This window comes from Cryobacterium sinapicolor (genome assembly GCF_004403465.1).
Classification (GTDB): Bacteria; Actinomycetota; Actinomycetes; order Actinomycetales; family Microbacteriaceae; genus Cryobacterium; species Cryobacterium sinapicolor.
Genome location: NZ_SOGQ01000048.1, coordinates 14,520 through 40,799 on the forward strand (window position 1 = coordinate 14,520; position 26,280 = coordinate 40,799).

General features: G+C 67.6%; 22 protein-coding genes. 14 read left to right on the forward strand and 8 right to left on the reverse strand.

The annotated features are described in order from the left end of the window. Window positions 1–49: 49 nt before the first annotated feature. Window positions 50–2,068, reverse strand: coding sequence for a hypothetical protein (locus E3T28_RS09365; RefSeq protein WP_134430122.1), 2,019 nt, complete (start codon window positions 2,066–2,068; stop codon window positions 50–52). 111 nt (window positions 2,069–2,179) lie between these two features. Next, a complete protein-coding gene (locus E3T28_RS09370) occupies window positions 2,180–2,686 on the reverse strand; it encodes a hypothetical protein (protein WP_134430125.1) in 507 nt (168 codons plus the stop codon). A 230-nt stretch (window positions 2,687–2,916) separates the two neighbouring features. Between E3T28_RS09370 and E3T28_RS09375 the strand changes: the two genes are divergently transcribed. Continuing rightward, a complete protein-coding gene (locus E3T28_RS09375) occupies window positions 2,917–3,816 on the forward strand; it encodes a phosphodiesterase (protein WP_134430128.1) in 900 nt (299 codons plus the stop codon). Window positions 3,817–3,821: 5 nt separating this feature from the next. Further along, entirely contained in the window at window positions 3,822–4,859 is a 1,038-nt protein-coding gene (locus E3T28_RS09380) for a tyrosine recombinase XerC (RefSeq protein WP_134430131.1), read from the forward strand. Between the two features lie 54 nt (window positions 4,860–4,913). Here E3T28_RS09380 and E3T28_RS09385 read toward each other — a convergent pair whose 3' ends face one another. Then, window positions 4,914–5,555, reverse strand: coding sequence for a M23 family metallopeptidase (locus E3T28_RS09385; RefSeq protein ID WP_134430134.1), 642 nt, complete (start codon window positions 5,553–5,555; stop codon window positions 4,914–4,916). 323 nt (window positions 5,556–5,878) lie between these two features. Between E3T28_RS09385 and rpsB the strand changes: the two genes are divergently transcribed. The 9 genes from rpsB to E3T28_RS09430 all read left to right on the forward strand — a co-directional run bounded on the left by rpsB (window position 5,879) and on the right by E3T28_RS09430 (window position 12,638). After that, the gene (rpsB, locus tag E3T28_RS09390; protein WP_134430137.1) at window positions 5,879–6,802 is read left to right on the forward strand and encodes a 30S ribosomal protein S2; all 924 of its coding nucleotides are present in this window, start codon (window positions 5,879–5,881) and stop codon (window positions 6,800–6,802) included. A gap of 9 nt (window positions 6,803–6,811) precedes the next feature. Continuing rightward, complete coding sequence (tsf, locus tag E3T28_RS09395; protein WP_134430140.1) at window positions 6,812–7,639, forward strand: translation elongation factor Ts; 828 nt, start codon at window positions 6,812–6,814, stop codon at window positions 7,637–7,639. A gap of 249 nt (window positions 7,640–7,888) precedes the next feature. Beyond that, window positions 7,889–8,605, forward strand: a complete 717-nt coding sequence (gene pyrH, locus E3T28_RS09400; protein ID WP_134430143.1) for a UMP kinase — start codon at window positions 7,889–7,891, stop codon at window positions 8,603–8,605. 31 nt (window positions 8,606–8,636) lie between these two features. Continuing rightward, on the forward strand, window positions 8,637–9,191 hold the full coding sequence (gene frr / locus E3T28_RS09405) for a ribosome recycling factor (RefSeq protein ID WP_134430146.1): 555 nt from the start codon (window positions 8,637–8,639) through the stop codon (window positions 9,189–9,191). Window positions 9,192–9,206: 15 nt separating this feature from the next. Beyond that, on the forward strand, window positions 9,207–10,202 hold the full coding sequence (locus E3T28_RS09410) for a phosphatidate cytidylyltransferase (RefSeq protein WP_241979261.1): 996 nt from the start codon (window positions 9,207–9,209) through the stop codon (window positions 10,200–10,202). 46 nt (window positions 10,203–10,248) lie between these two features. Continuing rightward, window positions 10,249–10,794: a DivIVA domain-containing protein gene (locus tag E3T28_RS09415; RefSeq protein ID WP_134430149.1), complete on the forward strand. Its 546-nt coding sequence runs from the start codon at window positions 10,249–10,251 to the stop codon at window positions 10,792–10,794. A gap of 141 nt (window positions 10,795–10,935) precedes the next feature. Next, the gene (locus tag E3T28_RS17355; protein ID WP_241979262.1) at window positions 10,936–11,544 is read left to right on the forward strand and encodes an aggregation-promoting factor C-terminal-like domain-containing protein; all 609 of its coding nucleotides are present in this window, start codon (window positions 10,936–10,938) and stop codon (window positions 11,542–11,544) included. A gap of 39 nt (window positions 11,545–11,583) precedes the next feature. Next, window positions 11,584–11,880, forward strand: coding sequence for a hypothetical protein (locus E3T28_RS09425; RefSeq protein ID WP_134430152.1), 297 nt, complete (start codon window positions 11,584–11,586; stop codon window positions 11,878–11,880). Between the two features lie 29 nt (window positions 11,881–11,909). After that, complete coding sequence (locus E3T28_RS09430) at window positions 11,910–12,638, forward strand: alpha/beta hydrolase (protein ID WP_174776838.1); 729 nt, start codon at window positions 11,910–11,912, stop codon at window positions 12,636–12,638. Here E3T28_RS09430 and E3T28_RS09435 read toward each other — a convergent pair. Both E3T28_RS09435 and E3T28_RS09440 read right to left on the reverse strand, forming a co-directional pair. Continuing rightward, window positions 12,635–13,684, reverse strand: a complete 1,050-nt coding sequence (locus tag E3T28_RS09435) for an AI-2E family transporter (RefSeq protein WP_134430155.1) — start codon at window positions 13,682–13,684, stop codon at window positions 12,635–12,637. The two genes, E3T28_RS09430 and E3T28_RS09435, sit on opposite strands and share 4 nt — an antisense overlap. Window positions 13,685–13,704: 20 nt before the next feature. After that, window positions 13,705–15,336: a DivIVA domain-containing protein gene (locus E3T28_RS09440; protein ID WP_134430158.1), complete on the reverse strand. Its 1,632-nt coding sequence runs from the start codon at window positions 15,334–15,336 to the stop codon at window positions 13,705–13,707. A gap of 251 nt (window positions 15,337–15,587) precedes the next feature. Here E3T28_RS09440 and E3T28_RS09445 point away from each other — a divergent pair, with 251 nt between their 5' ends. Next, a complete protein-coding gene (locus E3T28_RS09445; RefSeq protein WP_241979263.1) occupies window positions 15,588–17,366 on the forward strand; it encodes a DUF8094 domain-containing protein in 1,779 nt (592 codons plus the stop codon). Then, on the forward strand, window positions 17,363–18,343 hold the full coding sequence (locus tag E3T28_RS09450) for a tetratricopeptide repeat protein (protein ID WP_134430164.1): 981 nt from the start codon (window positions 17,363–17,365) through the stop codon (window positions 18,341–18,343). Before E3T28_RS09445 ends, E3T28_RS09450 begins: the two co-directional genes overlap by 4 nt. Window positions 18,344–18,584: 241 nt before the next feature. On the opposite strand, the gene glgB is transcribed toward E3T28_RS09450, so the two are convergent. Further along, window positions 18,585–20,960 carry a 1,4-alpha-glucan branching protein GlgB gene (gene glgB, locus E3T28_RS09455; protein WP_134430167.1) on the reverse strand — a complete coding sequence of 792 codons (2,376 nt, stop codon included), beginning with the start codon at window positions 20,958–20,960 and terminating at the stop codon, window positions 18,585–18,587. After that, window positions 20,957–23,032, reverse strand: a complete 2,076-nt coding sequence (locus E3T28_RS09460; RefSeq protein ID WP_174844007.1) for a maltotransferase domain-containing protein — start codon at window positions 23,030–23,032, stop codon at window positions 20,957–20,959. Before E3T28_RS09460 ends, glgB begins: the two co-directional genes overlap by 4 nt. Before the next feature lie 80 nt (window positions 23,033–23,112). Here E3T28_RS09460 and glgP point away from each other — a divergent pair, with 80 nt between their 5' ends. Next, on the forward strand, window positions 23,113–25,686 hold the full coding sequence (glgP, locus tag E3T28_RS09465; protein WP_134430170.1) for an alpha-glucan family phosphorylase: 2,574 nt from the start codon (window positions 23,113–23,115) through the stop codon (window positions 25,684–25,686). 78 nt (window positions 25,687–25,764) lie between these two features. On the opposite strand, the gene ybaK is transcribed toward glgP, so the two are convergent. Continuing rightward, a complete protein-coding gene (ybaK, locus tag E3T28_RS09470; protein WP_134430173.1) occupies window positions 25,765–26,259 on the reverse strand; it encodes a Cys-tRNA(Pro) deacylase in 495 nt (164 codons plus the stop codon). Window positions 26,260–26,280 lie beyond the last annotated feature (21 nt).

Below are 26,280 nucleotides of genomic sequence, written 5' to 3' on the forward strand. Positions count from 1 at the left end.
CGGGTAAGGGTCCGGGGTGTCTCCTCACCTGTTTTTGCCTGCCCGTACGCTAATTGTTGTTCGTGATGACCACAGTGGCGGTGGCCGAGAACCCGAGGCCCGTTGCGGTCACGGAATACGTGCCGGCCTTGTCTATCTCACAGTTCGAGAAGGTGGCGACCCCGGCCACGGCCGACTGAGTCTTCCCGCCCACGGCCGGACAGGTCAGAGAGCCGGGTGGATTCGAACTGGTGGCCGAGGAGAGCACGACGGTTGCGCTGGAGATGACGGTGTTTCCACCGGCATTGTGAATCAGGACCAGTGGTGAGAAAGGGGAACCCTTCTTGAGGGTGGCGGGCACCTGGCTGACGATCAACTTGGCCGGAACACCCACCGCGACGGTGATGTTGCTGCTCACGCTGATGAGACCGGGCGAGGTCGCTGCCAGCGTGTAAGAGCTGTTCGCGGCGTTCGCCCTGTCGATCTTGCAGTGGCCGAACGTCGCGACGCCGGCCACGGCTACCACCGAGGTCGCCGTGAAGATCAGCACACCGGTGGCGGGGGACCCGGTGACGCCCAGGGTCACCGTCGCGGTGCTGCCGGTGACGGTGTTCCCGAACGCGTCCTGCACGGTGATGACCGGCTGGGTGCCGAATTCCAGTCCGCCCGTCGCGCTGGCCGGCTTCGTGCTGAAGATCAACGCCGTGGCGGCACCGGCGGTGATGGTGATGATCGCGCTCTGGGCGGGCGCGAGGCCCGCCGAGGTCGCCGAGAGAGTGTAGGTGCCGGCCGTGTCGAGCGTGCAGCCGGTGAATGAGGCGGCGCCGGCAGTGGGCGTGGACGAGCCGCACGTGGTGGAACCGTTGGTGACGCCCAGGGTGACGAGGTTGGTGCTGTCGGTGACCGTGTTACCGCCCGCGTCCTGTACCGCGACGGTCGCGGACAGAGCAGCCCCGGCGGTACTGGGGGTGAGGGGCTGCGTGGTGAAGGCGAGTGTCGCCGGGGCGCCGACGACCACGGTGACGGGCTCGCTGGTGGTGGTGAGCAGGCCCGCCGTGGCGGTGAGGGTGTACGTGCCAGCCCTGGCGATCGCGCAACCGGTGAACGCGGCGATGCCGGCGCTGGCCAACGCGGTGTTCGAGGCAGGGCTGCACGTCAGTGACGGGCCCGTCGCCGTGGCGGTGACGCTGGCCGTGCTGGTCGTGACCGTGTTCCCGAAGGCGTCCTGCACCGTGACGACCGGCTGCGTGCCGAATGCGATTCCACCGGTGGCGTCGGACGGTTGAGAGGTGAAGGACAGTTGGTCTGCGGCTCCGGCCTCGATGGTGAAGCTGCTGCTCGTGGCGGCGGCGAGCCGGTTCGCGGTGGCGGTGAGCGTGTAGCTGCCCGCCTTGTCGATTCGGCAGCCGGTGAAGGTCGCGATGCCGGCTACGGCAGCCACCGGATTCTGCACACACTCGAGCGTCGCACCTGCAGGAGAATCGGTGATGGTCAGGGTCACCGGTTCCGTACTTGTCGGCACGGTCCTTCCCTCGGCATTCAGGATGGCGACGCTGGGCTGGCCGGTGAAGGCGGTGCCACTGGTCGCGCTGGGCGGCTGCGCCTGGAACGCCAGTTGCGTCGGATTCGAGACAGTCACGCCGCCACTGGCCGCGCTCGCCGCCGTCCAGCCGTTGTAGACGGCGGTGACCGTGTAGGTGTAGTCGCCGGTCAGAATATCGAGGTCGGTGCAGGAAGCCGTAACGACCGTGGAGGTCGGGCCGGAGCCGCAGGCTGGAGCGGTTGTACCGGTGCCGGTTTCGATGCGGGTGGCGTAATAGCCGGTCGGCGCGGGCGTGCCGACGGATGCCGTCCAACTCAGACTCACGGTGCCGGCGCTCGTTGCGGGAACGAGTAGGTCTGTGGGCGGCAGCAGTGTGCCCAGTGCGGACGAGCCGGAACCTGTTCCGGGGGTGGTGTAGTAAGCAGAGGCTGCGCCGGTGACGGAGACGGACACGAGCAGAGCGGTGAGGGTAGCGGTGACGGTCAGGCCGAAGAACGAGAGGCGGGTGTTTCCGGACGGGGAACGTCGAGGACGGAGGGAAATCACGTCAACCTCTCACAGCTGTCGAACGAGCGGGGATAAACAAGAACCTGCATACGCGAACGGGAAATCGCATCTGCGGGCGGGCTTGGAGAGAGCCCGCCCGCATGAGATCGGCTAGTTGGAGGTGAGGTCCAGCGTGACGATGGCGCCCTTGCAGGCGTCCTGGTTCTCGGCCGTGTCGAGGAACATGAGCGTCGAGGTTCCCGCAACGGTCTCGTTGACGGCGGTCTGGTTGGCCGGGGTGCCCATCACTCGCGTGTTGGAGGAGACCGTCGAAGCGATGGTGAAGTTGTCGGCGAAGTCACACCCCGGGGCATTGGTGGTGCCGGTCTGCGCGATAGTCCCGACGCGGAGGCTGGACGTGCCTGCGTTCGTCGCGGAGTACGTCACCGGGACGGAGGCGCCAGGGGTCAGACCGTCGGCCAGATGAGCGATCAGGACCAGCGAGCCATTGGACGGGCCGTTGGTTGCCTTGCCGGAGCCGGACCCGGTCGTCGACCAGTACGCGTACGCTCCACCGCTGCCGACCAGAAGCATGGCGGTCGCGACGAGCGCGATGCTCCTGACTCGCCGCTGCTTGACGGTGCCGGCGGTGGCCACAGGCGTGGTCTTCTTGTTCATGTGATGCCCTTCAATCGATTTCGGGTCTCGACAGTCCTCATGGGTGAGAACACGTGGTAGAAACTAGGGCGGACCCGCGTGAGCCGTTAGGCCAGACGAGCCCCCAGACGGGGCCGCGGGCACCCCCACTGAAGGGCGCACGCCACCCCTGCCGAAGGCTGGATTCGCAAGGCGGGAGGCCCGCGTCAGGGGCAGGCCGTAGTCTGGGCGGCACCGACGAAAGGTGCGCCATGTCAGCCGTGCAACTGGGCCAGTACCCGCCCGCCACCCACCTCATTGCGCACATCAGCGACACCCACTTCCTCGGCGGCGGTCGGGCGCTCTACGGCTCGATCGACACCGACACCACGGTGTACCGGGCGATGGCACAGCTGGAGCGGTCCGGTCTCCGGCCCGACGCGCTGGTCTTCACCGGTGACATCGCGGACCGCGGTGAGGCCGATGCGTATCGCCGGGTGCGCGACATCGTCGAGGCCGCTGCCGAACGGATGGGTGCCCCCGTCATCTGGGTGATGGGAAACCACGATAAACGCGAGGCCTTCCGCACCGAGCTGCTCCGGGAGGAGGGATCGACCGCCCCGGTCGACCGGGTTTTCGACGTCGGGGGAGTGCGCATCATCGCGCTGGACACCAGCGTTCCGGGTTACCACCATGGCGATCTGTCCGACGCGCAGCTGGCGTGGCTGGCCGAGGTGCTCAGCGAGCCTGCTCCGCACGGCTCCCTGCTCGCCCTGCACCACCCGCCCGTGCCCACGATGCTGCCGCTGATGGCCATCCTCGAGCTACGACGGCAGGCACGACTGGCCGAGGTGGTGGCCGGCAGCGACATCCGGGCGATCCTGGGCGGGCACCTGCACTACGCGACGACCGGTCTCTTCGCGGGTATCCCGGTGTCGGTGGCCGCCGCCACCTGCTACACGATCGATCCGACCGCGGCGCGGGGGAGCCTCAGCGGCCTGCAGGGTGGGCAGTCGATCAACCTCGTGCACGTGTACGACGACCAGGTCGTGCACTCGCACGTGGCTCTCGGCGAGTTTCCGGCGGTGACCGGTTTCGACGCTGCCTTCCTTTCCCGAATGGAGGTGCTCACGCCCGAGGAGCGCACCGAAGCCTTCTCGCGGCAGGTGTGACCGCGATGACCATCCCTGGCTCGGTTCACGTTCCCCCGGAGGCACCGGAGTCCGGGCAGGCGCACCTCCTCGATGCCTACGTCGACGATTTCGTGGTCTATCTGGCCGTTGAGCGCGGCTTCTCCGTTCACACCGTGCGCGCGTACCGCACCGACCTGTCCGGGCTGGTCTCCTTCGCCGAGAGCCGCGGCGTCGCCGACACGAGCGGGCTCAGCCTGGACCTGCTCCGCGACTGGTTGTGGATCGGAACCCAGGCCGGACTGGCCCGGGCGACCATTGCACGCCGGTCGGCCTCGGCCCGCAGCTTCACGGCCTGGCTGGCACGCACCGGCGGCAGCGCGGCCGACCCCGCGGTGCGGCTGCGCTCGCCGAAACCTGGCCGGCCGCTGCCGCGCGTGATCAACCACACCCAGATGCAGGAGCTGCTCACCCACCTGGAACTCCGGGCCGCCGACAACGAACCGGCGGCGCTTCGCGACCTCGCGATCGTCGAACTGCTCTATGCGTCGGGGCTGCGGGTCTCCGAGCTGGTCGGCCTCGACCCAGCCGACGTCGACCTGCATCGACTCACGGTGCGGGTCACCGGCAAGGGGGCCAAGGAACGCGTGGTTCCCTTCGGTGTGCCTGCCCAGCACGCGATCCTCGACTATCTCGAGCGGGGCCGCCCGGTCCTGGCCAAGGCAGCACGGCCGACCACAAACGTCGCGACCGCCGCGAGCCCTGTACTCACCGTGAAGCCGGCTGTCGAGAACACCGCCGCGCCGGTGAGCGCGTTGTTCCTCGGTGCGCGCCGGCAGCGCCTCGGTGTTCGGGCGGTCTACCGGCTGGTCGCCGCACTGCTGGCCGATGTGCCCGGCAATGGGCCGGCCGGTCCGCACGCCCTCCGCCACACAGCGGCCACCCACCTGCTCGACGGTGGAGCCGACCTCCGGGCCGTGCAGGAGTTGCTCGGACACTCCAGCCTGGGCACCACCCAGATCTACACTCATGTCTCGGCCGAGCGCCTCAAGCAGAGCTACCGCACCGCGCACCCGCGCGCCTGACCCCGGAGCAACCGGCTCCGCACACACGGGCACAGGCATCTCAGCTATCTCCCCTCAGTCATCTGCCCTCAGCAGCAGGGCCGGCAGCAGCACCGCGCGAGGAATCCCGGCCAGGTACAACAGTGGCGACACATAGCCACCGTTCAGCCGGGCGCCCAGATGCAGGCAGCGCCCCGCGCAGTGCCCGCCGTCGCCCACCTGGCCGACGGGTTGCCCCGCCGTGACATGGTCGCCGACCGTGACGCCGGCCGACACCGGCTCGAGGCTGGACACCAGGCCGTCGGCATGCTCGATCGAGACCACAGGGCGATCGCCCACGACCCCGGCGAACGAGACGACACCGTCGGCCGGGGCAACCACCTCCCGGCCGGCCTCGGCCGAGAGGTCCAGACCCCGATGCCCCGGCGCATACAGAGTGGCTGGCGCCTGGAAACCCCGGAGCACCGGATGCGGCGGTGGCAGTGGCCAGAGCCAGGTGCCGGCCGTGTCCGTCTTCGCGGTCGGCGCCGCGCGGGGCGCCGGGCCCACCGGGCCCACCGGGCCCACCGGGCCCACCGGGTCCACCGGGCCCACGGACGCAATCACAGACACGGCTGCGCTTGAACCAGGCGCCGCAGCGGTCGCGTCATTGGGAACGGCGGACAGGAACACGAGCGGCGGCAGCGCGGCCGCGAGGACCAGTCGGAAGACGTTCATGCCACCACCGTGCGGCATCCGCCCCGCTCGAAACCGACGGGGGCGGCATCCGTGACCGAGTCCCGCACCACCTCGCCTGGGGAGGGATGCCCCCACCCACCGGCGCGCATGTGGCACCTCCCGGGGGTGCTAAACTCTTCGAAGCAGCGCTTTATGCGCTGACTACGCGTGCCCACTCGGCCTCCAGAGCCACTCGGTCCTCGCTTCCTTCAGAAGCTGGGCGGGTCTGTGCCGGGCACCAGGAGTAGTGGTCATCCGATCACGACACAAACCGATTGGCGTTCGTCTGCTTCGCAGCGCGCGCCGGACAAGGAGAACGGCTCATGGCCGTCGTAACCATTCGTCAGCTGCTCGACAGCGGCGTGCACTTCGGGCACCAGACCCGCCGTTGGAACCCGAAGATGAAGCGCTTCATCTTCACCGAGCGGTCCGGCATCTACATCATCGACCTGCAGCAGTCGCTCGGATTCGTCGACAAGGCCTATGACTTCGTCAAGGAGACGGTTGCCCACGGCGGCACCATCCTCTTTGTCGGAACGAAGAAGCAGGCGCAGGAATCGATCGCCGAACAGGCGATCCGCGTGGGCCAGCCCTACGTCAACCAGCGCTGGCTCGGTGGCCTCCTCACCAACTTCCAGACCGTGTCCAAGCGTCTGGCCCGCATGAAGGAGCTCGAAGAGCTCGACTTCGAAGACACCGCCAAGAGCGGTTTCACGAAGAAGGAAATGCTCATCAAGAAGCGCGAGCTCGTCAAGCTTCACAAGAGCCTCGGCGGAATCCGCAACCTCACGAAGACGCCGTCGGCGCTGTGGGTTGTGGACACCAACAAGGAGCACCTCGCCATTGACGAAGCGCGCAAGCTCGGCATCCCCGTCATCGCGATCCTCGACACCAACTGCGACCCGGACGACGTCCAGTACCCGATCCCGGGCAACGACGACGCCATCCGCTCCGTCGGCTTGCTGACCCGCATCATCGCGGACGCCGCAGCCGAGGGCCTCATTCAGCGTCACGCCAAGCCGGAGGCCGAAATCGAGCCCCTCGCCGCGTGGGAAGCCGAACTCCTGGCCGCTCCGGCCGAGACTGCTCCGGCAGCTGACGAGACCGTCGCCGCGTCTGAAGCGACCGCCGAGCCGGTCGCCGTCGAAGCCCCCGTCGTCGAAGCCCCCGTCGTCGTAGCTCCCGCCGCAGAAGAAGAAGCCGCAACCGTTGTTGCCGCCGACGCTCCCGCCGAAGAAACCAAGTAAGGACCAAGCATGGCAAGCATCAGCCTCGCAGACGTCAAAGCGCTGCGCGAGCGCCTCGGTACCGGCATGGTCGACACCAAGAACGCCCTCGTTGAAGCCGAAGGCGACATGGAAAAGGCCGTCGAACTCCTCCGGATGAAGGGTGCCAAGGGCAACGCCAAGCGCGCCGACCGTTCCACCTCCGAGGGACTCGTCGCCGCCAAGGAAATCGGCAACACCGCCACCCTGATCGAGCTGGCCTGCGAGACCGACTTCGTCGCCAAGGGTGACAAGTTCGTCGCACTGGCCGACAAGGTCCTCGACGCGGTCGCCGCTGCCGGCGCCACCACGGTCGGGGAAGGACTGGCCGCTCCGGTCGACGGCCAGACCGTCGGCCAGCTCATCGATGGCGAAGCCGCAATCATCGGCGAGAAGTTCGAACTCCGCCGCGTCGCATCCGTCACGGGTGAGAAATTCGCGATCTACCTGCACAAGACCAGCAAGGACCTGCCCCCGCAGGTCGGCGTTGTTCTGGGTTACACCGGTGAGGATGCCGAGACCGCGCGCAGCGTGGCCCAGCACATCTCCTTCGCGAACCCCGAATACCTCGCCCGCGAGGACGTTCCCGCCGACCTCGTCGAGTCCGAGCGCCGGATCGTCACCGAGATCTCGAAGAACGAGGGCAAGCCGGAAGCGGCACTGCCCAAGATCGTCGAGGGTCGCGTCACCGCGTACTTCAAGCAGGTCGCACTCCTCGAGCAGGATTACGCCAAGGACAACAAACTGTCCGTCAGCAAGGTCCTGGCCGACGCGGGACTGACCGTCTCGGGCTTCGCCCGATTCAAGGTCGGCGCGTAACCGGTCGTTTGATCACAGTGAAGGAGATCGGGTTGCAGTCGCAATCCGGTCTCCTTCTGTGTGTGGGCACCCACCGGCCCACCCAGTAGTTTTAGAACGCAGCCGGAACGCGGCCTGGACTCACAGCACAGCACAGCACAGCACAGCGCACAGCACAGCACGGCGCACAGCACAGCACACAGCACACCGTACGGCCCCCGCACAGCACACCGCACGGCACAGAGCAGCACAACGAAAGAAGCGCACAGCATGTCAGACACGGTCAAGAAGCGCAGGGTCCTCCTCAAACTTTCCGGCGAAGCATTCGGGGCAGGCAGCCTCGGCGTCAATCCGGATGTCATCAGCGCCCTCGCGCGCGAGATCGCCGAGGCGGCCAAGCAGGTCGAGATCGCGATCGTCGTCGGCGGCGGCAACTTCTTCCGCGGCGCCGAGCTCTCGCAGCGCGGAATGGACCGCGGGCGCGCCGATTACATGGGAATGCTCGGCACAGTCATGAACGCCCTCGCCCTGCAGGACTTTCTGGAGCAGGCCGGCGCCGAGACGCGGGTGCAGTCCGCGATCGCGATGACCCAGGTCGCCGAGCCGTATATCCCGCGCCGCGCGGAACGTCACCTCGAAAAGGGCCGGGTCGTCATCTTCGGTGCCGGTGCCGGTCTTCCCTACTTCTCCACCGACACGGTCGCGGCCCAGCGTGCCCTGGAAATCGACGCGGAGATCGTGCTCGTCGCCAAGAACGGCGTCGACGGCGTCTACTCCGACGACCCGCGCACCAACCCGGACGCGCACAGGATCGACCGCATCACCTACCAGGAGGCCCTGCAGCGCGGCCTGAAGGTCGTCGACTCGACGGCCTTCAGTCTCTGCATGGACAACGGGATGCCCATGCAGGTGTTCGGCATGGCCCCGCACGGCAACGTGACGGCCGCCATTCTCGGCGCCGATCTGGGAACCCTCGTCTCCAACTAAGCTTGTCAACGCCACCGAAGAAGGAGTCATCGTGATCACGGATGTCCTGTCCGACGCCACCGCCCGCATGCACAAGGCCGTCGAAGCCGCCAAAGACGACTTCGCGACCGTGCGAACCGGTCGGGCGAACCCGCAGATGTTCGCCAAGATCCTGGTGAACTACTACGGCACGCCGACGCCGTTGGAACAGCTGGCCTCCCTGCAAAACCAGGAAGCTCGCACGCTCCTGATCGGCCCGTACGACAAGGGTGCCCTGCGCGACATCGAGCAGGCCATCCGGGACACCCCGAACCTGGGCGCCAACCTCGGCAACGACGGCAACGTCATCCGGGCCACGCTGCCCGAGCTGACGGCAGACCGCCGCAAGGAGTACGTCAAGATCGTTCGCACCAAGGCCGAAGACGCCAAGGTGTCGGTGCGCAATCTGCGCCGGAAGGCCAAGGACGACCTCGACGCGCTCAAGAGCGAAGTGGGTGACGACGACGTGGCCCGCGGGGAGAAGGAACTCGAACACATCACCAAGGCCCACGTGGATGCTATCGACGATGCCCTCAAGCGCAAAGAAGCCGAACTCCTCGAGATCTAAGGACGATCCAGCCTCATGACGGACGAATCAGGTGATTCCGGGGAACGCGAAGGCCTGCGCGCCAAGCGTGAGCACGGCGTCAGCCGCGCCGAGTTCAAGGCCCAGATGCAATCGAAGAAGGCCGATCTCGAACGTCAGATGCTGGCTACCCGGGCGCAGTTGGACGCGACCCAGGAACGCATCCAGGCGCGCACCGGGCGCAACCTGATCCTGGCCACCCTGATTGGGCTCGCACTGGGCCTGTTCATGTTCTTCAGTCTCATCTTCATCAAAGACCTGTTCATGGTCTGCGCGATCGCGTTCGTGGGCTTCACGGCCTTCGAACTCGCCCAAGCGCTTCGCCTCGCCGGACGCAACGTGCCGCGCGTGCCGGTCGTGCTGGCATCGGTGGGCGTCGTCCCCGCGGCTTTCTACCTTGGTGCGGCCGGCCAATGGCTAGCCACGCTCGGCGGCATCGCGCTGATCGCCCTGTGGCGACTTGTCCTCCTCGCTTGGCGCGACCACCGTGCCCCCGTCAGGGTCGTGCTCCGCGACATCGGCGGCGGCTTCCTGATCCAGTCCTATGTCGTCTTCCTCGGCAGCTTCTCGGTGCTCCTGGTCGCCCAGCCCGACGGGCAGTGGTGGACGCTGGCCTTCCTCCTGCTGGTCATCTCCGCCGACACCGCAGCGTATGCCGCCGGCCTCAGCTTCGGCAAGCACCGCATGGTCCCCTCGATCAGCCCGAAGAAGACCTGGGAGGGGTTCGCCGGAGCCGGCGTTGCCTGCCTCGGAATCGGCGTGCTGCTCGCCGTGTTCATGCTCGACCAGCCCTGGTGGTTCGGTCTTATCTTCGGTGTGGTCATCCTGTTCAGCGCCACCTTCGGAGACCTGGCCGAATCCCTGATCAAGCGCGACCTCGGCATCAAGGACATGAGCTCCTGGCTTCCGGGACACGGCGGCCTCCTGGACCGGCTGGACTCGATTCTGCCGTCCGCCGCAGCCGCGTATGCCCTCTACCTGATCTTCACCTAGCGACCTCGGTTTCGTCAGTCGGGCGGCTGTGAGGCAGAATGTTCCAGTGACCACCTTCCCTCGAACCGGCAAGAAGACGCTCGGCTACAGCGTCCCGCAAGTCGAGGAGTTCCTCACCGTCGCCCGAAAGGCCTATGACGCCACCGATGACAGTGTCGGGTTGACGGCCGCGGACATCCGTCATACCGCGTTCAGCATGCACAAGGCCGGCTACTCGCCCGCGCACGTGGATGCGGCCCTCGAGCGTTTGGAAGACGCCTTCGCGACCCGCGACCGGGACCGTGCGGCGCAGACCCAGGGAAGCGAGGCTTGGCTGGCCGAGGTGCACGATCTCGCTCAGGTGCTCGTCAACCGGCTCAGCCGTCGGGACGGCCACCGCTTCCACCGGGTGAGCGTTCTCAGCGTCGGTTACAGGCGAACGGATGTCGACCGGTTCGCCCAGAAGCTCGTGCGTTACTTCGAAGACGGATTCCCCGTCACGGTGGAAGAGGTGCGGTGCGCCGTGTTCCGGCCTCAGCGTGGCGGCTACCGGGAATCACAGGTCGACGTCGTGCTGGACAGCGTCGTCGACGTGATCCTGGCCGTCCGCTGAATCGTGCGACGAATCCTGCCGTCGATCGATCCGTGTCGTTATCTGGCTGTTATGTCGGATTTCCGATAAGCTCAACAAATCGTGGGTAGACATTTGAACATCATTCCGTCCGAACACGCCAGCAGGCCCGTCAAGGTCAGAATGAGTAGGTCTCGCGCCCGAGGGCGCGTTTCCCTCTTCGCCTTCACCGCCGCAGCGGCGTTCGTGCTCGTCACGGTTGTCGACCCGTATTCCGGAGCCACGGCTTCACCCTACTTTCAGGTGGCCGGCGACCGGTTCAACGGTCAGGAAGCCCAAGAGATCCAGGTTACCGCGGCAGCTTCGAACACCTTCACGCGCGACAGCTTCACCGTCACCGAGAAGCCCAAACCCGTTCCGATTCCCGTCGCGGCTCCCGTCGCGTCCAAGTCCTCGTCGAGCTCGGCTCCGTCGGCGGCCATCCCCGACCCCGGTTCGGCCCAGGCGATCGCGGCGGACGCCGTGGCCGCTCGCGGCTGGGGCGACGACCAGTTCAACTGCCTGGTGTCGCTCTGGCACAAGGAATCCGGCTGGCGCGTCAATGCGGAGAACCGCTCGAGCGGCGCCTACGGAATCCCGCAGTCTCTGCCGGGTTCCAAGATGGCGTCCGCCGGAGACGATTGGCAGACCAACCCCGCCACCCAGATCCAGTGGGGCCTCGGCTACATCTCCGGTCGCTACGGCACCCCGTGCGGCGCCTGGGCCCACTCCGGCGACGTCGGCTGGTACTAGCGCGCCGCGGTCCGCCAGACCCGCACGTAGACTGGCCCAATGGCTCGCCGCAACCGACCCCGTGGCCGCAAGCCCGGACCGGGTTCTGATGACGAGGGCATCGAACGGATGCGCGCCGGCTGGCGACGCACGGAGGCCCGCCGCGACGGCCTCTGGACCGTGCAACCCGTACCGGGGCCGCAGGCCGTGAAAGCGTATGTGTGCCCCGGCTGCCACCGTGAGGTCTCTCCGGGCACCGCCCACGTGGTCGCCTGGCGCGGCGACGGCGTCATGGGTGAGGCATCCGACCTCGCCGCGCGGCGCCATTGGCACTCGCACTGCTGGAAGATCAAGTAGCCGCCCTGCGTGGCATCAAAGGAGAAACCGTGACGTCGAGCGTCGAGATTCGTGGCGGCATCGAACTGCCGGCCGTGCGTGAGCAGATCGAGCTGCACACGGCGGACGGTCTGACCCTGGTCGGCGAACTCGCCACGCCCGTGGACCGGGCGCCGGTGGCCACGCTGGTGACCCTGCATCCGCTGCCCACTCACGGCGGCTTCATGGACTCGCACATCTTGCGCAAGGCAGCCGGGCGGCTGCCTGCCCTCGCCGATCTGGCGGTACTGCGCTTCAACACCCGAGGCACGGCCTCACCGCGGGGCACGAGCGGCGGAAGCTTCGGCGAGGGCGTCGACGAGCGCCTCGATGTCGCCGCCGCGATGGCCTTCGTCGCCGAGCGCGGTCTGCCTGATCCCTGGCTGCTGGGCTGGTCGTTCGGCACCGAGCTCGCGATCAAGTACGGTCTCGAGCACTCGATTCGCGGCGCCATTCTGCTCTCGCCGCCGTTGCACCGGGCGTCGGACGCGGAACTCGCGGCCTGGGCCGGCCGAAACGCGAAGCTGGTGGCCGTCATCCCCGAGCTCGACGACTACCTGCGCCCCGCGGAGGCCCGGCAGCGCTTCGCGAGTGTGCCGGACACCCGGTTCATCGCCGTGGAGGGCGGGAAGCACCTGTGGGTGGGGGAGAGTGCCACCCGCCGCGTGCTCGACGAGATCGTGGCCGTGGTCAATCCTGCCGCCGCGCCGTTGCCCACGAGGTGGGCCGCTTCGAACTAGAGCTCGTTCTGGCGGGGAATCACGACCTGCTTGATGATCGTGATGGTCGCCGCGGCGACCGGGATGGCGATCAGCGCGCCGAGAATGCCGAGCAGGTTGCCACCCGCGAGGGCGGCCACCACTACAACGGCGCCGGGAACGGCGACGGCCCGGTTCATGATGTTCGGGCTGAGCAGGTAGGCCTCCACCTGCATATAGATCAGGTAATAGATCGCGGCTACCAGCGCCGTGAACGTCGTGCTGCCGATCCCGGGGATCAGGCAAGTCAGCACGATGATGATCGACCCGGTGATCGTGCCCACGAGGGGGATCAGCGAGAACAGGAACGCGATCAGCGCGAGGAGCGCCGGGAAGGGTGCTCCGATGATCGACAGGAAGATGAAGCTGAGCACGCCGTTGCAGAGTGCAAGGGCACCCTGGCCGATCACGAAGCGGCCGACGGATGTCGTGATCTGCTCGCTGAGATCGGCGAACCGGGCCCGCTTGGACGCCGGTACCAGCTGGTACATGGCCTGCTTCATGCCGTTCAGCGACGCCGTGAAGTACAGCGTCAGGATCAGGATGATCAGTGCGCCGAAGAGACCGCTGACGATCGCCAGGCCCGACTGGATGATGGTGCCCGTGATGTTGGAGATGTTGCCGCCGATGAACTCGGTGATCGATTCGGTGATCTTCGACAGTGGGAGGGCCGGGAACTGCTTCTGCACGTCGGCGAGGAACGTGGAGGTGTTGATGGACTTGATCAGGTCCGGCACGGCCTTGGAGAGCTTGGAGACCTGGTCGACGATGATCGGCACGACGGCGAAGATCACGCCGGTCAGCACGCCGATCACGGCAACCAGCACGGTGAGCATGGCGGCCCAGCGGGGGAACCTTTTCTTCTCCAACCAGCACACTGCTGGGTCGAGCCCGAGGGCGAGGAACAGCGCAGCACCGATGTAGGTGATGATCGTCTGCAGCGTGATCACCGACGTGATGATGAGCAGGCCGACACCGACGCCGAGGGTGCCGATCAATCCGACGCGAAAGGCATTCTGAATCTTCACTTATTTCCCCACGGCTCGTGTCAGTGCTCGACGTCGGAGTCGTCGCCGCTGGCGGCGACCTTCTCCGCCTGCGTGAGCAGGCCGCGCAGGCTCTCGAAGTAGCCGGCCACGGCGTCGCGTTCAATCCTAATCTGGGACAGGCGCTCCTCGGCGTCGGCCACGAGCACGCGCGTGCGCAGTTCGGCGTCCGTCACCAGCGCCGCGGCCCGGGTCTCGGCGTCCCGCACGAGGCGTTCTGCCGACTCCTCGGCCACCTTCTTCGCCGCCCTGACCTCGTCCCGGGCGGATGCGTCCAGCTGGTCGTTCAGGGCACGCAGTTCGACCGTGCGCTGCTTCGTCTCGGCGAGCTGCTTCGTGGCATCCGTGACGAACTTCTGCGTCTGCGCCACCGCCTCCTGGTGGCGCTGCAACTGGCCCTGCTCCGCTTCGTCCCGACGGGCCTTCAACTCGACGTCGAAGTCCGCCCGGGCCTGATCGATCTCGCGCTTGAGCTTGGCGGCCTCGTGCTCACCCCGCTTGCGGGCGGCCGTCAGGTGGTTGTCGAGGTCGATGCGCAGTTGCTCGCTCTCAGCGGTGAAGTCGGCGCGGGTCTGCTCATTGACGCGACCGTGATCGGCGTGCGACTGCTCGATCTCGGCGGCGAGGTCGACGCGCGCCTTGTCGATCTCGCGGCTGAGGTCGGCGCGCTGGCGCTCCAGGTCCCTGGCCAGGTCGGTTTGGGCCTGCTCGCTCTCAATGGCCAGGTCGGCCTGGCCCTGCTCGATCTCCCGTTCGAGGTCGGTGCGGGCCTGGTCGATCTCGATCGCGAGGAGGTTGCGCGCCTGCTCGGTCTCGTGGGCCAGTTCGATGCGGTCCCGTTCGGTCTGCCGGGCCAGGTCGATGCGGTGCTGCTCGGTTTCGGCGGCGAGGTCGATGCGGGCCTGTTCCGTTTCCCGGGCCAGGTCGGCGCGCTGCTGGTCAAGTTCATGGGCGACCTCGGCGCGAGTCAGCTCGGTCTCGCTGGTGAGCCCGGCTGCCACCTCGCGGGCCTCGGTGGCCTCTCGCTGGGCCACCACGCGTACCTCGGCGGCCTCGCGCTCCGCTTCCGATCGGATCGCGGCGACTTCCCGCTTCACGGTGGCGCGCAACTCGGCGGCCTCGGTGGCCACTGCGCCGCGGATGGCGGCCGCTTCATGCACGGCGTCCTGGGTGAGGGTGGTGGAGTCCTCATGGGCCCGGGCGAGCAGGTCGTCGGCTTCGGCGACGGCGTCGCCCTGGATGCGGCCCGCCTTCACCGTGGCATCGGACAGCATCCGTTCGGCGTGCTCCTTGCCCTCGCGCAGCAGTGTCTGCACTTCGCTGGCCGCGGAGGCGCGCAGCCGCTCGGCGTCGATGTCGGCCTGGGCGATCACCCTTGTCGACTGCTCCTCCGCCACACGCAGGGTGTTCTCGAGTTTGGTGCCGAGGCCGGAGAAGGTGGGACTGCCCACCTCTTCGATCTCCGCGTTCAGATCGTCGATCTGCGTGTTGAGGCGCTTGATCTCCTTCTTCGCCTCGGTGCCTTGGGTGTTCGCCTGAATCAGGTCCCGGCGCAGCCCCTGAATGGTCTTGTCGACTTCGTCACGGTCGTAACCGCGGAATACCTGGGTGAAGTCTGCTTCGTCGTTCGCCACGCTGTCTCCTCAAAATGGGGCTCTGACCCCCGGTTACGGTCTGCCGAGGGGAGCGTCTGCAATTTTAGTCTGTTGTGAAGGCACTGACGCGCCCCGACATGAGGGGTTATTAGGTGCCTCTCAGGGGCAGCCGGTATCGTGGGAAGTCCTGTCTGTTGCTGATCGGGCCCGTACCCGGGCCCAGTGCGTCCGCGTGCGCGATGAGCGGCCGGCGACACAGGAGGGTTGACGTGCGTTTTGTTCTTGCCATAGTGGCATTCGTAATAGCTGCCGGGATGATTGTGCTCGGCATCGCTCAGCGGACCATTTTTCTCGAGCCGGCCTCGGTGAGCCTCAGCACCTCCGTCGAGGATGCCCGCTTCGCGGTGGTCGAGTCCAGCGCGCTCAACGCAGTGCCGGGAAGCCAGACGATCACCGTCAGCGGCTCCGACACGATTTTCCTGGCCTACGGTCGTACCGACGATGTGAAGGCGTGGCTCGGAGACGAACCGTACGTCGACATCCGAAAAGCCAAGGATGCGGTCGCCCTCAGCAGCAAGCTCGTCGAGCCGGTTGCCGAGGCCGAATCGGCTGCCGAGGCCGACCCCGCGGACGCGCCGGAGACGGTCACCAACCCCGCGGGCTCCGACCTGTGGCTTCAGGAGTTCACGGCGGAGACCACCCTGACCACCACTCTCAAAGTGCCCGACGGCATCTCCCTGATCGTGGCGTCCGACGGAACGGCCGCTGCCCCCACAGAGGTCAGCCTGTCGTGGCCCACCGACAACTCGACGCCCTGGGCAGGCCCGTTAATTGTCGGCGGTGCCGCCGTCGGCCTGATCGGCCTGATCATCTACCTCCTGGCACTTCTGCACCTGCGCCGCTCCCGCGGCCCCCGCCGTAACCTGCCGCGCGGGCCCCGGATGCCCCAGCTCCCGCGCGTGCCCCGCCCCAAGTCGATCAAGGCGAGCCAGATCAACGGTTCGGGCAAATCCGTCACCCGGTCCATGGTCGCCGTGCCCGTGATCCTGGTCAGCGGCCTCGTGCTCAGCGGCTGCTCGGCCGATTTCTGGCCGGCCGCGTCCACTCCCGAGGCTGCCGTCAGCGCGACGCCGACCCCGACCGGCACCGAGGCTCCGGCCCAGGACGTGCCGCCGCCGGCCGTCACGGTGCCGCAGCTCGAACGCATCGTGACCGGGATCGCCACACTGACCGTGGATGCCGATGCGAACCTGAATGCGGAAGCCCTCGCCACCCGGTTCACCGGCCCCGCGCTGGAGAAGCGGCTCGCGAATTACAAGATCCGCGGCGTCGACCCGGCGATCGCAGCCCTGCCGCCGCTGCCGACGTCGCCCCTCCGACTCACCCTGCCGCAGCAGTCCTCCACCTGGCCTCGGGTCGTCATGACGGTCCTGCAGGACGAGGCCGATACCGCCACCGCACCGACGGCCCTTGTGTTGCGTCAGGAGTCCCCGCGGGCGGACTACCTGGTGGAGTACATGATCCAGCTCGAGGCGGCCGCGACCGTGCCCAAGGTGGCGCCGGCGACCATCGGCGCCCCGATTATCGCGCCCGACTCGACTTTCCTGCTGCTCTCGCCCGACCAGGTGGCCGCCGCCTACGCCGACGTGCTCCAGCTGGGGGAGGCCAGTCCCTCCTTCGGCCTGTTCGAGGCGGAGGGCGACAGCTTCCGCACCCAGGTCACCGAGCTGAAGAACTCCCGCAAGGAGGGCTTGCCCACGACAGCCTCGATCGAATTCGGCGCGGCCGCCGGCACCGGGCCAACCGTTGCATTGGCGACCAACGACTCCGGCAGTATCGTCGCCGTCAGCCTGACCGAGACCGAGACGGTCAAACCGGTGGATGCCGGCGCGACCGTAAGTCCCGAGGGGGCCAGCAAGGCACTCTCCGGCATCACCGCTACGGCCAAGGGCATCACCAGCACCTACGGCGACCAGCTCCTGTTCCACGTTCCGGCCGCCGGTTCGAACGAAAAAATAGTCCTCCTTGGCTTCTCCCAGGGTCTGATCTCATCATCGGAGCTTCCATGAGTGTTGTCCCCCCGTCCGGCATGAACCTGCGCGGAGCCGTCGACCTGTCCTCACTGGTGAACCGACCGGCGGCGCCGGCCGCGGGTGCACCCGTGGTGGCCGGTGAGCCGGGCGCGCCCGCAGCGGGCCCGGTCGCGGTGCCCAGCCTCGTGCTCGAGGGCACGGATGCGAATTTCGGCGAGATCCTGGAACTCTCGATGAGCGTTCCGGTCATCGTCGACCTCTGGGCCGAATGGTGTGAGCCGTGCAAGCAGCTCACCCCGATCCTGGAGAAGCTCGTCCTGGAGTACGACGGCCAGTTCGTGCTGGCCAAGGTCGACGTGGACTCGAACCCCCAGCTCACTCAGGCCTTCCAGGCACAGTCGATCCCGACCGTGGCCGCCGTCATCGGCGGTCAGCCGGTGCAGCTGTTCAGCGGCGCACTGCCCGAGGGCCAGGTACGCGAGGTCCTGCACCGCGTCTTCGAGCTCGCTGCGCAGCACGGCGTCACCGCCATGGCTGTTCCGGCGGAGGCCGCCGCAGGCGAGGCCGCGGCTGAGGGGACGGTCCCCGTCGAACCCGAGCTCCCGCCGCTGCACCAGGAGGCCTACGACGCCATCGAGCGCGGGGACTACGACGCGGCGATCGCCCTGTACAAGACCGCACTGGCCCGAGACCCTCGGGACCAGATGGCCGTCGCCGGCCTGGCTCAGGTGAGCCTCCTGGCCCGGTTGCACGGCAAGACCATGGCCGAGATCCGTTCCGCGGCCGCGGCTGCTCCCGATGATCTGCAGGCGCAGCTCGCGGTCGCCGACCTCGATCTCTCCGGCGGCCACATCGAGGATGCCTTCGATCGGCTGCTCGGCCTCTTCCCCGCGCAGGACCCGGCCGGCCGCAACCTGATCCGCGAACGCATCCTGGAGATGTTCGAGGTCATCGGCCAGGAGGACCCCCGAGTGCCACCCACCCGATCCCGGCTCACTGCGCTGCTCTACTAGCGCGCGACGTCGAACGAATTCGACGGAGATTGTGGGCTGAGACCGCTCTTTCGTTGTATTCAGGGGCACTTTCGGCAAAATCTCCGTCGAATTCGTTCGGAGCGGTCGTTTCGGAGCGGTCGTTTCGTGGCGGTCGTTCGGGCGCGGTCGCTTGCGCCCACGCGTCTCCAACGCACGAATGGCCCCCTCGGCAACGTCGAGGGGGCCATTCGTGCGCTGTCGTGAGCGCGGGTACTGGCCCTTAGCGACGCAGGCGCAGCCAGAGACCGGCCAGCGGGGGCAGTGTCACCACGGCGGATGCCGGGCGTCCGGCCCACGGCACGTCGACCGCGGTCACGGCGCCCAGGTTTCCGACTCCGGAGCCTCCGAAGTCCTCGGCATCCGTGTTCAGGATCTCCTCCCACACCCCCGCGAACGGCAGGCCGACCTGGTAGCCGTTGTGCGGTGCCCCGGAGAAGTTGAACAGACAGGCGATCGGGTTGCCGTCGGTGTCCCAACGGAGGAATGAGACCACGTTCTCGGCGGCCGCGTCGCCGTCGAGCAGCTCGAAGCCGCTCGGGTCGTTGTCCTGGGCCCAGAGGCTCGGGTTCGATCGGTACACCCGGTTCAGCTGGCCGACGAGCGTGAACAGGCCGCGGTGAGCCGGCTGGTCGAGGGTCCACCAGTCCAGGCCGCGCGCCTCGCTCCACTCGGAGCGCTGCCCGAATTCCTGGCCCATGAACAGGAGCTGCTTGCCGGGGTGCGCCCACATGAAGGCGAGGTAGGCGCGCACGTTCGCGAGCTGCTGCCAGGAGTCACCGGGCATCTTCGCGACCAGCGATCCCTTGCCGTGCACGACCTCGTCGTGGCTGATCGGCAGGAGGAAGTTCTCGCTGAACGCATAGACGAACGAGAACGTGATCTGGTTGTGGTGGTGCGCCCGGTACATCGGGTCGACCGCCATGTATTCCAGCGTGTCGTGCATCCAGCCCATGTTCCACTTGAAGCCGAAGCCGAGGCCGCCGACGCTGGTCTGCGCCGTCACCCCACCCCAGTTGGTGGATTCCTCGGCGATCATGACCGCTCCGGGATTGCGCTTGTAGGCGGTGGCCGTGATCTCCTGCAGCAGGCTGATCGCCTCGAGGTTCTCGTTGCCGCCGTGCACGTTCGGCTGCCACTGGCCGTCCTCGCGGGAGTAGTCCAGGTAGAGCATCGAGGCGACGGCATCGACCCGCAGCCCGTCGATGTGGAACTCCTCGAGCCAGTAGAGGGCGTTCGCGACCAGGAAGTTGCGCACCTGCTTCTGGCCGAAGTCGAAGACGTAGGTGCCCCAGTCCATCTGCTCGCCGCGGCGGGGGTCCGGGTGCTCGTACAGCGCTTCGCCGTCGAAACGGGCCAGAGCGAAGTCGTCCTTCGGGAAGTGCCCCGGCACCCAGTCCATCAGCACGCCGATGCCGGCCTGGTGCAGCCGGTCGATCAGGTAGCGCAGGTCGTCGGGGTGGCCGAATCGGCTCGTCGGCGCGTAGTAGCCCGTTACCTGGTAGCCCCACGAGCCGCCGAACGGATGCTCGGTGAGCGGCATGAACTCCACGTGCGTGTACGCCAGCTCGTCCAGGTAGTCGATCAGCTGGTCGGCGAGGTCTCGGTAGCTGAGGCCCGGACGCCAGGAGCCGACGTGCATCTCGTAGATGCTCATCGCCCGGTTGTGAGGGTCCGTGGCCGAACGGTCGGTGAGCCAGCCGGCATCCGCCCACTCGTAGTTGGTCTCACCGATGATGGAGGCGGTCTTGGGCGGGATCTCGGTATAGCGGGCCATCGGGTCGGCCTTGCGCACGAACTCGCCTGCCTGGGTCAGCAGCTCGAACTTGTAGTTGGAGCCGGCGGTCAGACCGGGCACGAACAGCTCCCAGACCCCGGTGCTGCCCATGTTGCGCATGGCGTGCAGCGTGCCGGTCCAGGAGTTGAAGTCGCCGATCACGCGGACGGCCTGGGCGTGCGGAGCCCACACGGCGAAGGAGGTTCCCTCGCGGTCGCCGAGCGGGCCCGCGTTCGGCCGGTAGTGGGCGCCGAGGACATCCCACAGGCGTTCGTGGCGGCCCTCGCCGAGGAGGTGCAGGTCGAGCTCGCCGAGGGTGGGCAGGTAGCGGTAGGGGTCGTCGACGATCCAGGTGGGAGCGTCGCTGTACCGGGCCTCCAGCACGTAGTCCTGAACGCCGAGCGTGTTCACACCCTGCCAGATGCCGTGGCCCAGGTGCGCCAACTCCACCTGCTCGCCGGTCGGAAGCACGGCGAAGACCTCGGTCGCGAACGGACGGAGGGCACGGATGACGGTGAGCGGGTCTGCGGTGCCGGTTTGCTCGATCAGGTGCTGGCCCAGGACCTCGTGCGGGTTGTAGTAGCTGCCGGTGGAGACGGCCTGGAGCACGTGGTCGGCGATGACCGGCAGGCCCGACTTCGCGGCGTGGGGCGTCGGTTCCACCGGCACCGACGCGGACGCCTTCTTGGAGCCGGCCGCCTTGGCTGCGGCCTTCTTGTCCAGGGGCTTATTGTCGGTGGGCTTCTTGTCCAGGGGCTTATTGTCGGTGGGCTTCTTGTCTACGGACTTCTTGGCCGCCGAACTTCCCTGCGCGTTCTTCATTGAGCTGGTCCCTTCACGTGCAGGATGTGCACCGGTTCGGTGAATGCGTCGAGGCGCACGAAGTTGTCGGCCGACCAGTTCCAGATGGCGCCGGTGATCAGGTCCTCGACCTCGAAGGAGGAACCATGGGGGAGACCGAACCGGGGCAGGTCGAGGTGCACAAGGGTCTGGCGCACGGAATGCGGGTCGACGTTGGCGACGATGATCAGTGCGTCCGAGCGTCCGGTGCCCGTGAACGGTGCGTCGAGGAACTTGCTGTAGACGAGGATCCCCTCGTCCTCGCTCTCGTGCAGATGGAGGTTGCGCAGTTGCCCGAGCGCCGGGTGCTCGGCGCGGATGCGGTTGAGGAGGGTGAGGTAGGGCGCCAGGGACGTGCCGGCAGCCTCGGCGGCCGCGAAATCACGTGGCCGGTACTGGTATTTCTCGTTGTCGATGTTCTCCTCGGCGCCGGGCCGGGCAACGCTCTCGAACAGGTCGAAGCCGGTGTAGACGCCCCAGGTCGGCGCCGCCGTGGCCGCGAGGGCCGCCCGGATCTTGAACGCCGCGGGGCCGCCGAACTGCAGGTACTCGGAGAGGATGTCGGGCGTGTTCACGAACAGATTCGGCCGGAGGAAGTCGGCGGTCTCGTGGGCGAGCCCGTCGAAGAATTCGGACAGCTCCTCCTTCGTGTTGCGCCAGGTGAAGTACGTGTAGGACTGCTGGAACCCCACCTTGCCCAGACCCTGCAGCAGGGCCGGGCGGGTGAAAGCCTCGGCGAGGAAGAAGACATCCGGGAACTCGGCGTTGATCTCGAAGATCAGCCATTCCCAGAAATCGAGCGGCTTCGTGTGCGGGTTGTCGACCCGGAAGATGTTGACGCCGACGCCGATCCAGTACCGCACGATCCGGAGCACTTCGGCGCGGATGCCCAGAGGGTCGTTGTCGAAGTTGACCGGGTAGATGTCCTGGTACTTCTTCGGCGGGTTCTCCGCGTAGGCGATGGAACCGTCGGGCAGCGTGGTGAACCATTCGGGGTGCTCGGTGACCCAGGGGTGGTCGGGCGACGCCTGCAGGGCCAGGTCGAGGGCGACCTCGATGCCGTTCTCGCGAGCGGCCGCAAGGAAGGCCTGGAAGTCGGCGACGGTGCCGAGGCCCGGGTGGATGGCGTCGTGGCCGCCGTCCGCCGAGCCGATCGCCCACGGTGAGCCCGGGTCGTTCGGTCCGGCGTTGAGCGTGTTGTTGGGGCCCTTGCGGTAGGCCAGGCCGATCGGGTGTATCGGCGGAAGGTAGAGCACGTTGAAGCCCATCGCGGCCACCGCGGGAAGCCGGTCGACGGCGGTGCGGAAGGTGCCGCTCTGCCAGGAGCCGTCGCCGCGCTTCACGGCGCCCTCCGACCGCGGGAAGAACTCGTACCAGGAGCCGACGCCGGCCCGGGTGCGCTCGACCAGCACGGTGCGGGCCTCCGAGACCGAGTCGAGCCCGGCCATCGGTCGCACGGCCGCCGCGGCGGCCAGCTTCGGGCTGCTCAGCACGGCGAACCGGGCCGCGACGGACTTGGCAGGGTCGACGAGGGTCTTCGCGGCCGTGGTGAACGCCCGGCGCTCGGGGAGTGGCCGGGTCGTGTCGGCGCTCTCGCGCTTCAAGAGCTCCGAGCCGATCAGGAACATCAGCTCCACGTCGACCTCCGCCGGGATCTTCACCGAGGCATTGTGCAACCAGGTGGCCCAGTCGTCGGCATAGGCGCGAACGCGATAGGTCCAGCGGCCCTGGGCGCCGAGGGTGACGAGCGTCTCCCAACGGTCGGTGCCCGCGGACTTCAAGGACATCGGATGTTGCGACTCGGTTCCATCCGGTGCGGTCAGCAGCAGCATGACGCCGATGAGGTCGTGACCCTCCCGGAACGCGGTCGCGGCGAACGGAACCGCCTCGCCCACGAACGCCTTCGCCGGCCAGAGGTTGTCGTTCAGTTGAGGGGACAGATCAAGGATCGGGATACGGCCGATCCGGGGTTCTGCCGGAACTGTCGTCTGGAGTTCCTGAACCGCGCCGGGGGTTTCAGGAGCCGCGCCTGTGCGTATTACTGTCTTAGCCACCTACTGACCGTAGCGCGAATTGGGGGTGCGATGCTGCCTCAGTTAACCTGTGCGACACGTCACGGCCCTAGGCTGAAGTTGTGAAAGCGATCCGCAAATTTACAGTCCGAACCGTGCTGCCCGAGTCGCTCGCCGCGCTCGACGAGCTTGCCGGCAACCTGCGCTGGTCCTGGCATGAGCCGACTCGTCAGTTGTTCGAGCACATCGCCCCCGAATTGTGGCGAGAGGGCGGTACCGACCCGGTCGCGTTGCTGGGAGCCGTCGACACGGCCCGCCTCGAAGCCCTCTCCCGGGACGACGATTTCGTGACGTGGGCGAACGCCACCCGTGACGAACTGCGCGAATACCTCGAGAAGCCCCGCTGGTACCAGGCGCTCGAGGGCGACAAGCCGGCATCCATCGCCTATTTCTCCCCGGAGTTCGGCATCGCCGCCGCGCTTCCGCAGTATTCTGGCGGCCTCGGCATCCTCGCCGGAGACCATCTGAAGAGTGCCTCGGACCTCGGCGTGCCTCTGGTCGGCGTCGGTCTGTTCTATCGCGCCGGCTACTTCAGCCAGGCCATCTCGCCCGACGGCTGGCAGCTGGAGAGCTACCCCCTGCTCGACCCGGACGGTCTGCCGCTGTCGGTGCTCCGCCGGGCAGACGGCTCGCCCGTGCAGGTATCCCTCGCACTTCCCGACGACCGCACCCTGCACGCGCGGGTCTGGCAGGCGAAAGTCGGTCGCATCCGGCTGTTGCTGCTCGACACCGACATCCCGGAGAACACGGACGACCTGCGCCTGGTCACCGACCGTCTCTACGGCGGGGGTGGCGAGCACCGCCTGTTGCAGGAGCTCCTGCTCGGCATCGGCGGCGCGCGCGCCGTGAAGAAGTGGAGCAGCCTCAACGGTCAGGCCGACCCTGAGGTGTTCCACACCAACGAGGGTCACGCCGGCTTCCTCGGTCTCGAGCGCATCTCCAGCCTGATCGGCGAGGGGCTCAGCTTCTCGGAGGCGTTGCAGGTGGCCCGGGCCGGAACGGTGTTCACGACCCACACGCCGGTCGCCGCCGGTATCGACCGGTTCGAGCGCAGCCTGGTGCGGCGCTACTTCGAGACCGACCTGCTTCCGGGAGTGGCCGTCGACGACCTCCTCGCCCTCGGCGCTGAGAACTTCGAGGACGGCAACCCGGATGTCTTCAACATGGCCCTGATGGGCCTGCGACTGGGACAGCGCGCCAACGGCGTCTCGAAGCTGCACGGTCAGGTCAGCCGGGTGATGTTCAAGGGCCTGTGGCCGGGCTTCGACGCCGATGACGTGCCGATCGCCTCGATCACGAACGGCGTGCACGCCCCGACCTGGACCGACCCGGCCCTCCTCGCCCTCGCGCAGAGCCGCCTGGGCACCAGCGACACCTCCGAGGCGGACTGGGCGTCGCCTGCCGTGTCCGACATGGACCTCTGGCAGGTGCGCGGGCAGATGCGCCTACAGTTCGTCGAGGACGCCCGCCGACGGATCGCCGCGGCCTGGGAGGTCCAGAACCCGGGCGGCATCGTGCCCTCCTGGATCGGGCGGGTCTTCGACCCGAACGTGCTCACGATCGGGTTCGCCCGTCGCGTGCCGACCTACAAGCGCCTGACGCTGATGCTGCACGACCCCGAGCGGCTGCGCGCCCTGTTGCTGCACTCGGAGCACCCGATCCAGATCGTGATCGCGGGCAAGTCGCACCCGGCCGACGAGGAGGGCAAGCGTCTCATCCAGCGCATCGTGCAGTTCGCGGCCGACCCGGCGCTGCGCACCAAGATCGCGTTCCTGCCCGACTACAACATCGGAATGGCGCAGCTGATGTACCCAGGCACGGATGTGTGGCTGAACAACCCGCTGCGCCCGCTCGAGGCCTGCGGCACCTCCGGCATGAAGGCGGCCCTGAACGGCGCCCTCAACCTGTCGATCCTCGACGGTTGGTGGCCGGAATACTACGACGGCAACAACGGCTGGGCGATCCCCACCGCAGATGCCGCCGGTGACGCGGCCGAACGTGACCGGCTCGAGGCCGACGCGCTGTACGAGCTGATCGAGCACCAGGTCGCACCAAAGTTCTACGACCGCAATGCCGACGGAGTGCCCGAACGCTGGGTGTCCTCGATCCGGCAGACCCTCGCAAAGCTCTCACCGGAATTGAACGCCGGTCGGATGGTGCGTCAGTACGTGCAGGAGCTGTACCGGCCCGCCGGCACGGCCGAGGCCCGTCTGTCCGCGAACAATTACCGGGCCGCCAGGGAACTGGCCATCTGGAAGGGGCGGATCGTCGCGGCGTGGCCCGGCGTCGCCGTGGCCCACGTCGAATCGGGCGGCGTCGCCCCGGTGCCGCAGGTCGGCGATGAGCTGCACCTGCGCGCCCACGTCCAGTTGAACGGTCTGGCGCCCGAGGACGTCACGGTCGAGGTGGTCTACGGCAAGAGCCTCCTCAACGACGATCTGACCGATGTCAGCACCTTGCCGCTGGCGACGGAACCGGCCGCGGCGGGCGTGACGGATACCGGTGCGCCGACGCTCTTCACCGGCACGATCGAACTCGACCGTGGCGGCGCCTTCGGCTACTCGGTGCGGGTTGTGCCGCGCAACGAACTCCTGGTGAGTCCCGCTGAGATGGGGCTGATCGCCGTCGCCGGTTAGCGCTGCCCGGCAGCACGAGAAAGCACCTTCGTTTCGACGGAGGTGCTTCTTCGTGTAGTTGCGGGCGGTTGCGGGCGGTTATGGGCGGGCGATCGCCGCGAAGACCGCGCGGGTCGCCCGGGCCAGGTCGGCCGGCGTCAGTTCGATGTCGAAGCCGCGGCGACCGCCGGAGACGAAGACGGTGTCGAAGGCCAGGGCGGTCTCATCGACCACGGTCGTGAGCGTGCTCTTCTGCCCGATCGGGCTGATGCCGCCGACCACGTAGCCGGTCTTGCGCTCGGCGAGCGACGGGTCGGCCATCACGGCCCTCTTCGCGCCGACGGCGGCGGCCAGCGCCTTAAGGTCGAGCTGGCCTGTGACCGGCACGACGCCGACGACCAGCCGGCCGTCGACATCCGTCAACAGGGTCTTGAACACCCGGCCGGCATCGACGTCGAGCTTCTCCGCCGCTTCCAGACCGAAACTCGACGATGACGCATCGTGCACGTAGGCGTGCGGGGTGAAGGGGATGCCGGCACGCACCAGCGCCACCGTCGCCGGGGTTCCGACGCTGCCCTCCACCCGCTTGGCCACGGTCAGCGGCCCACAATTCGG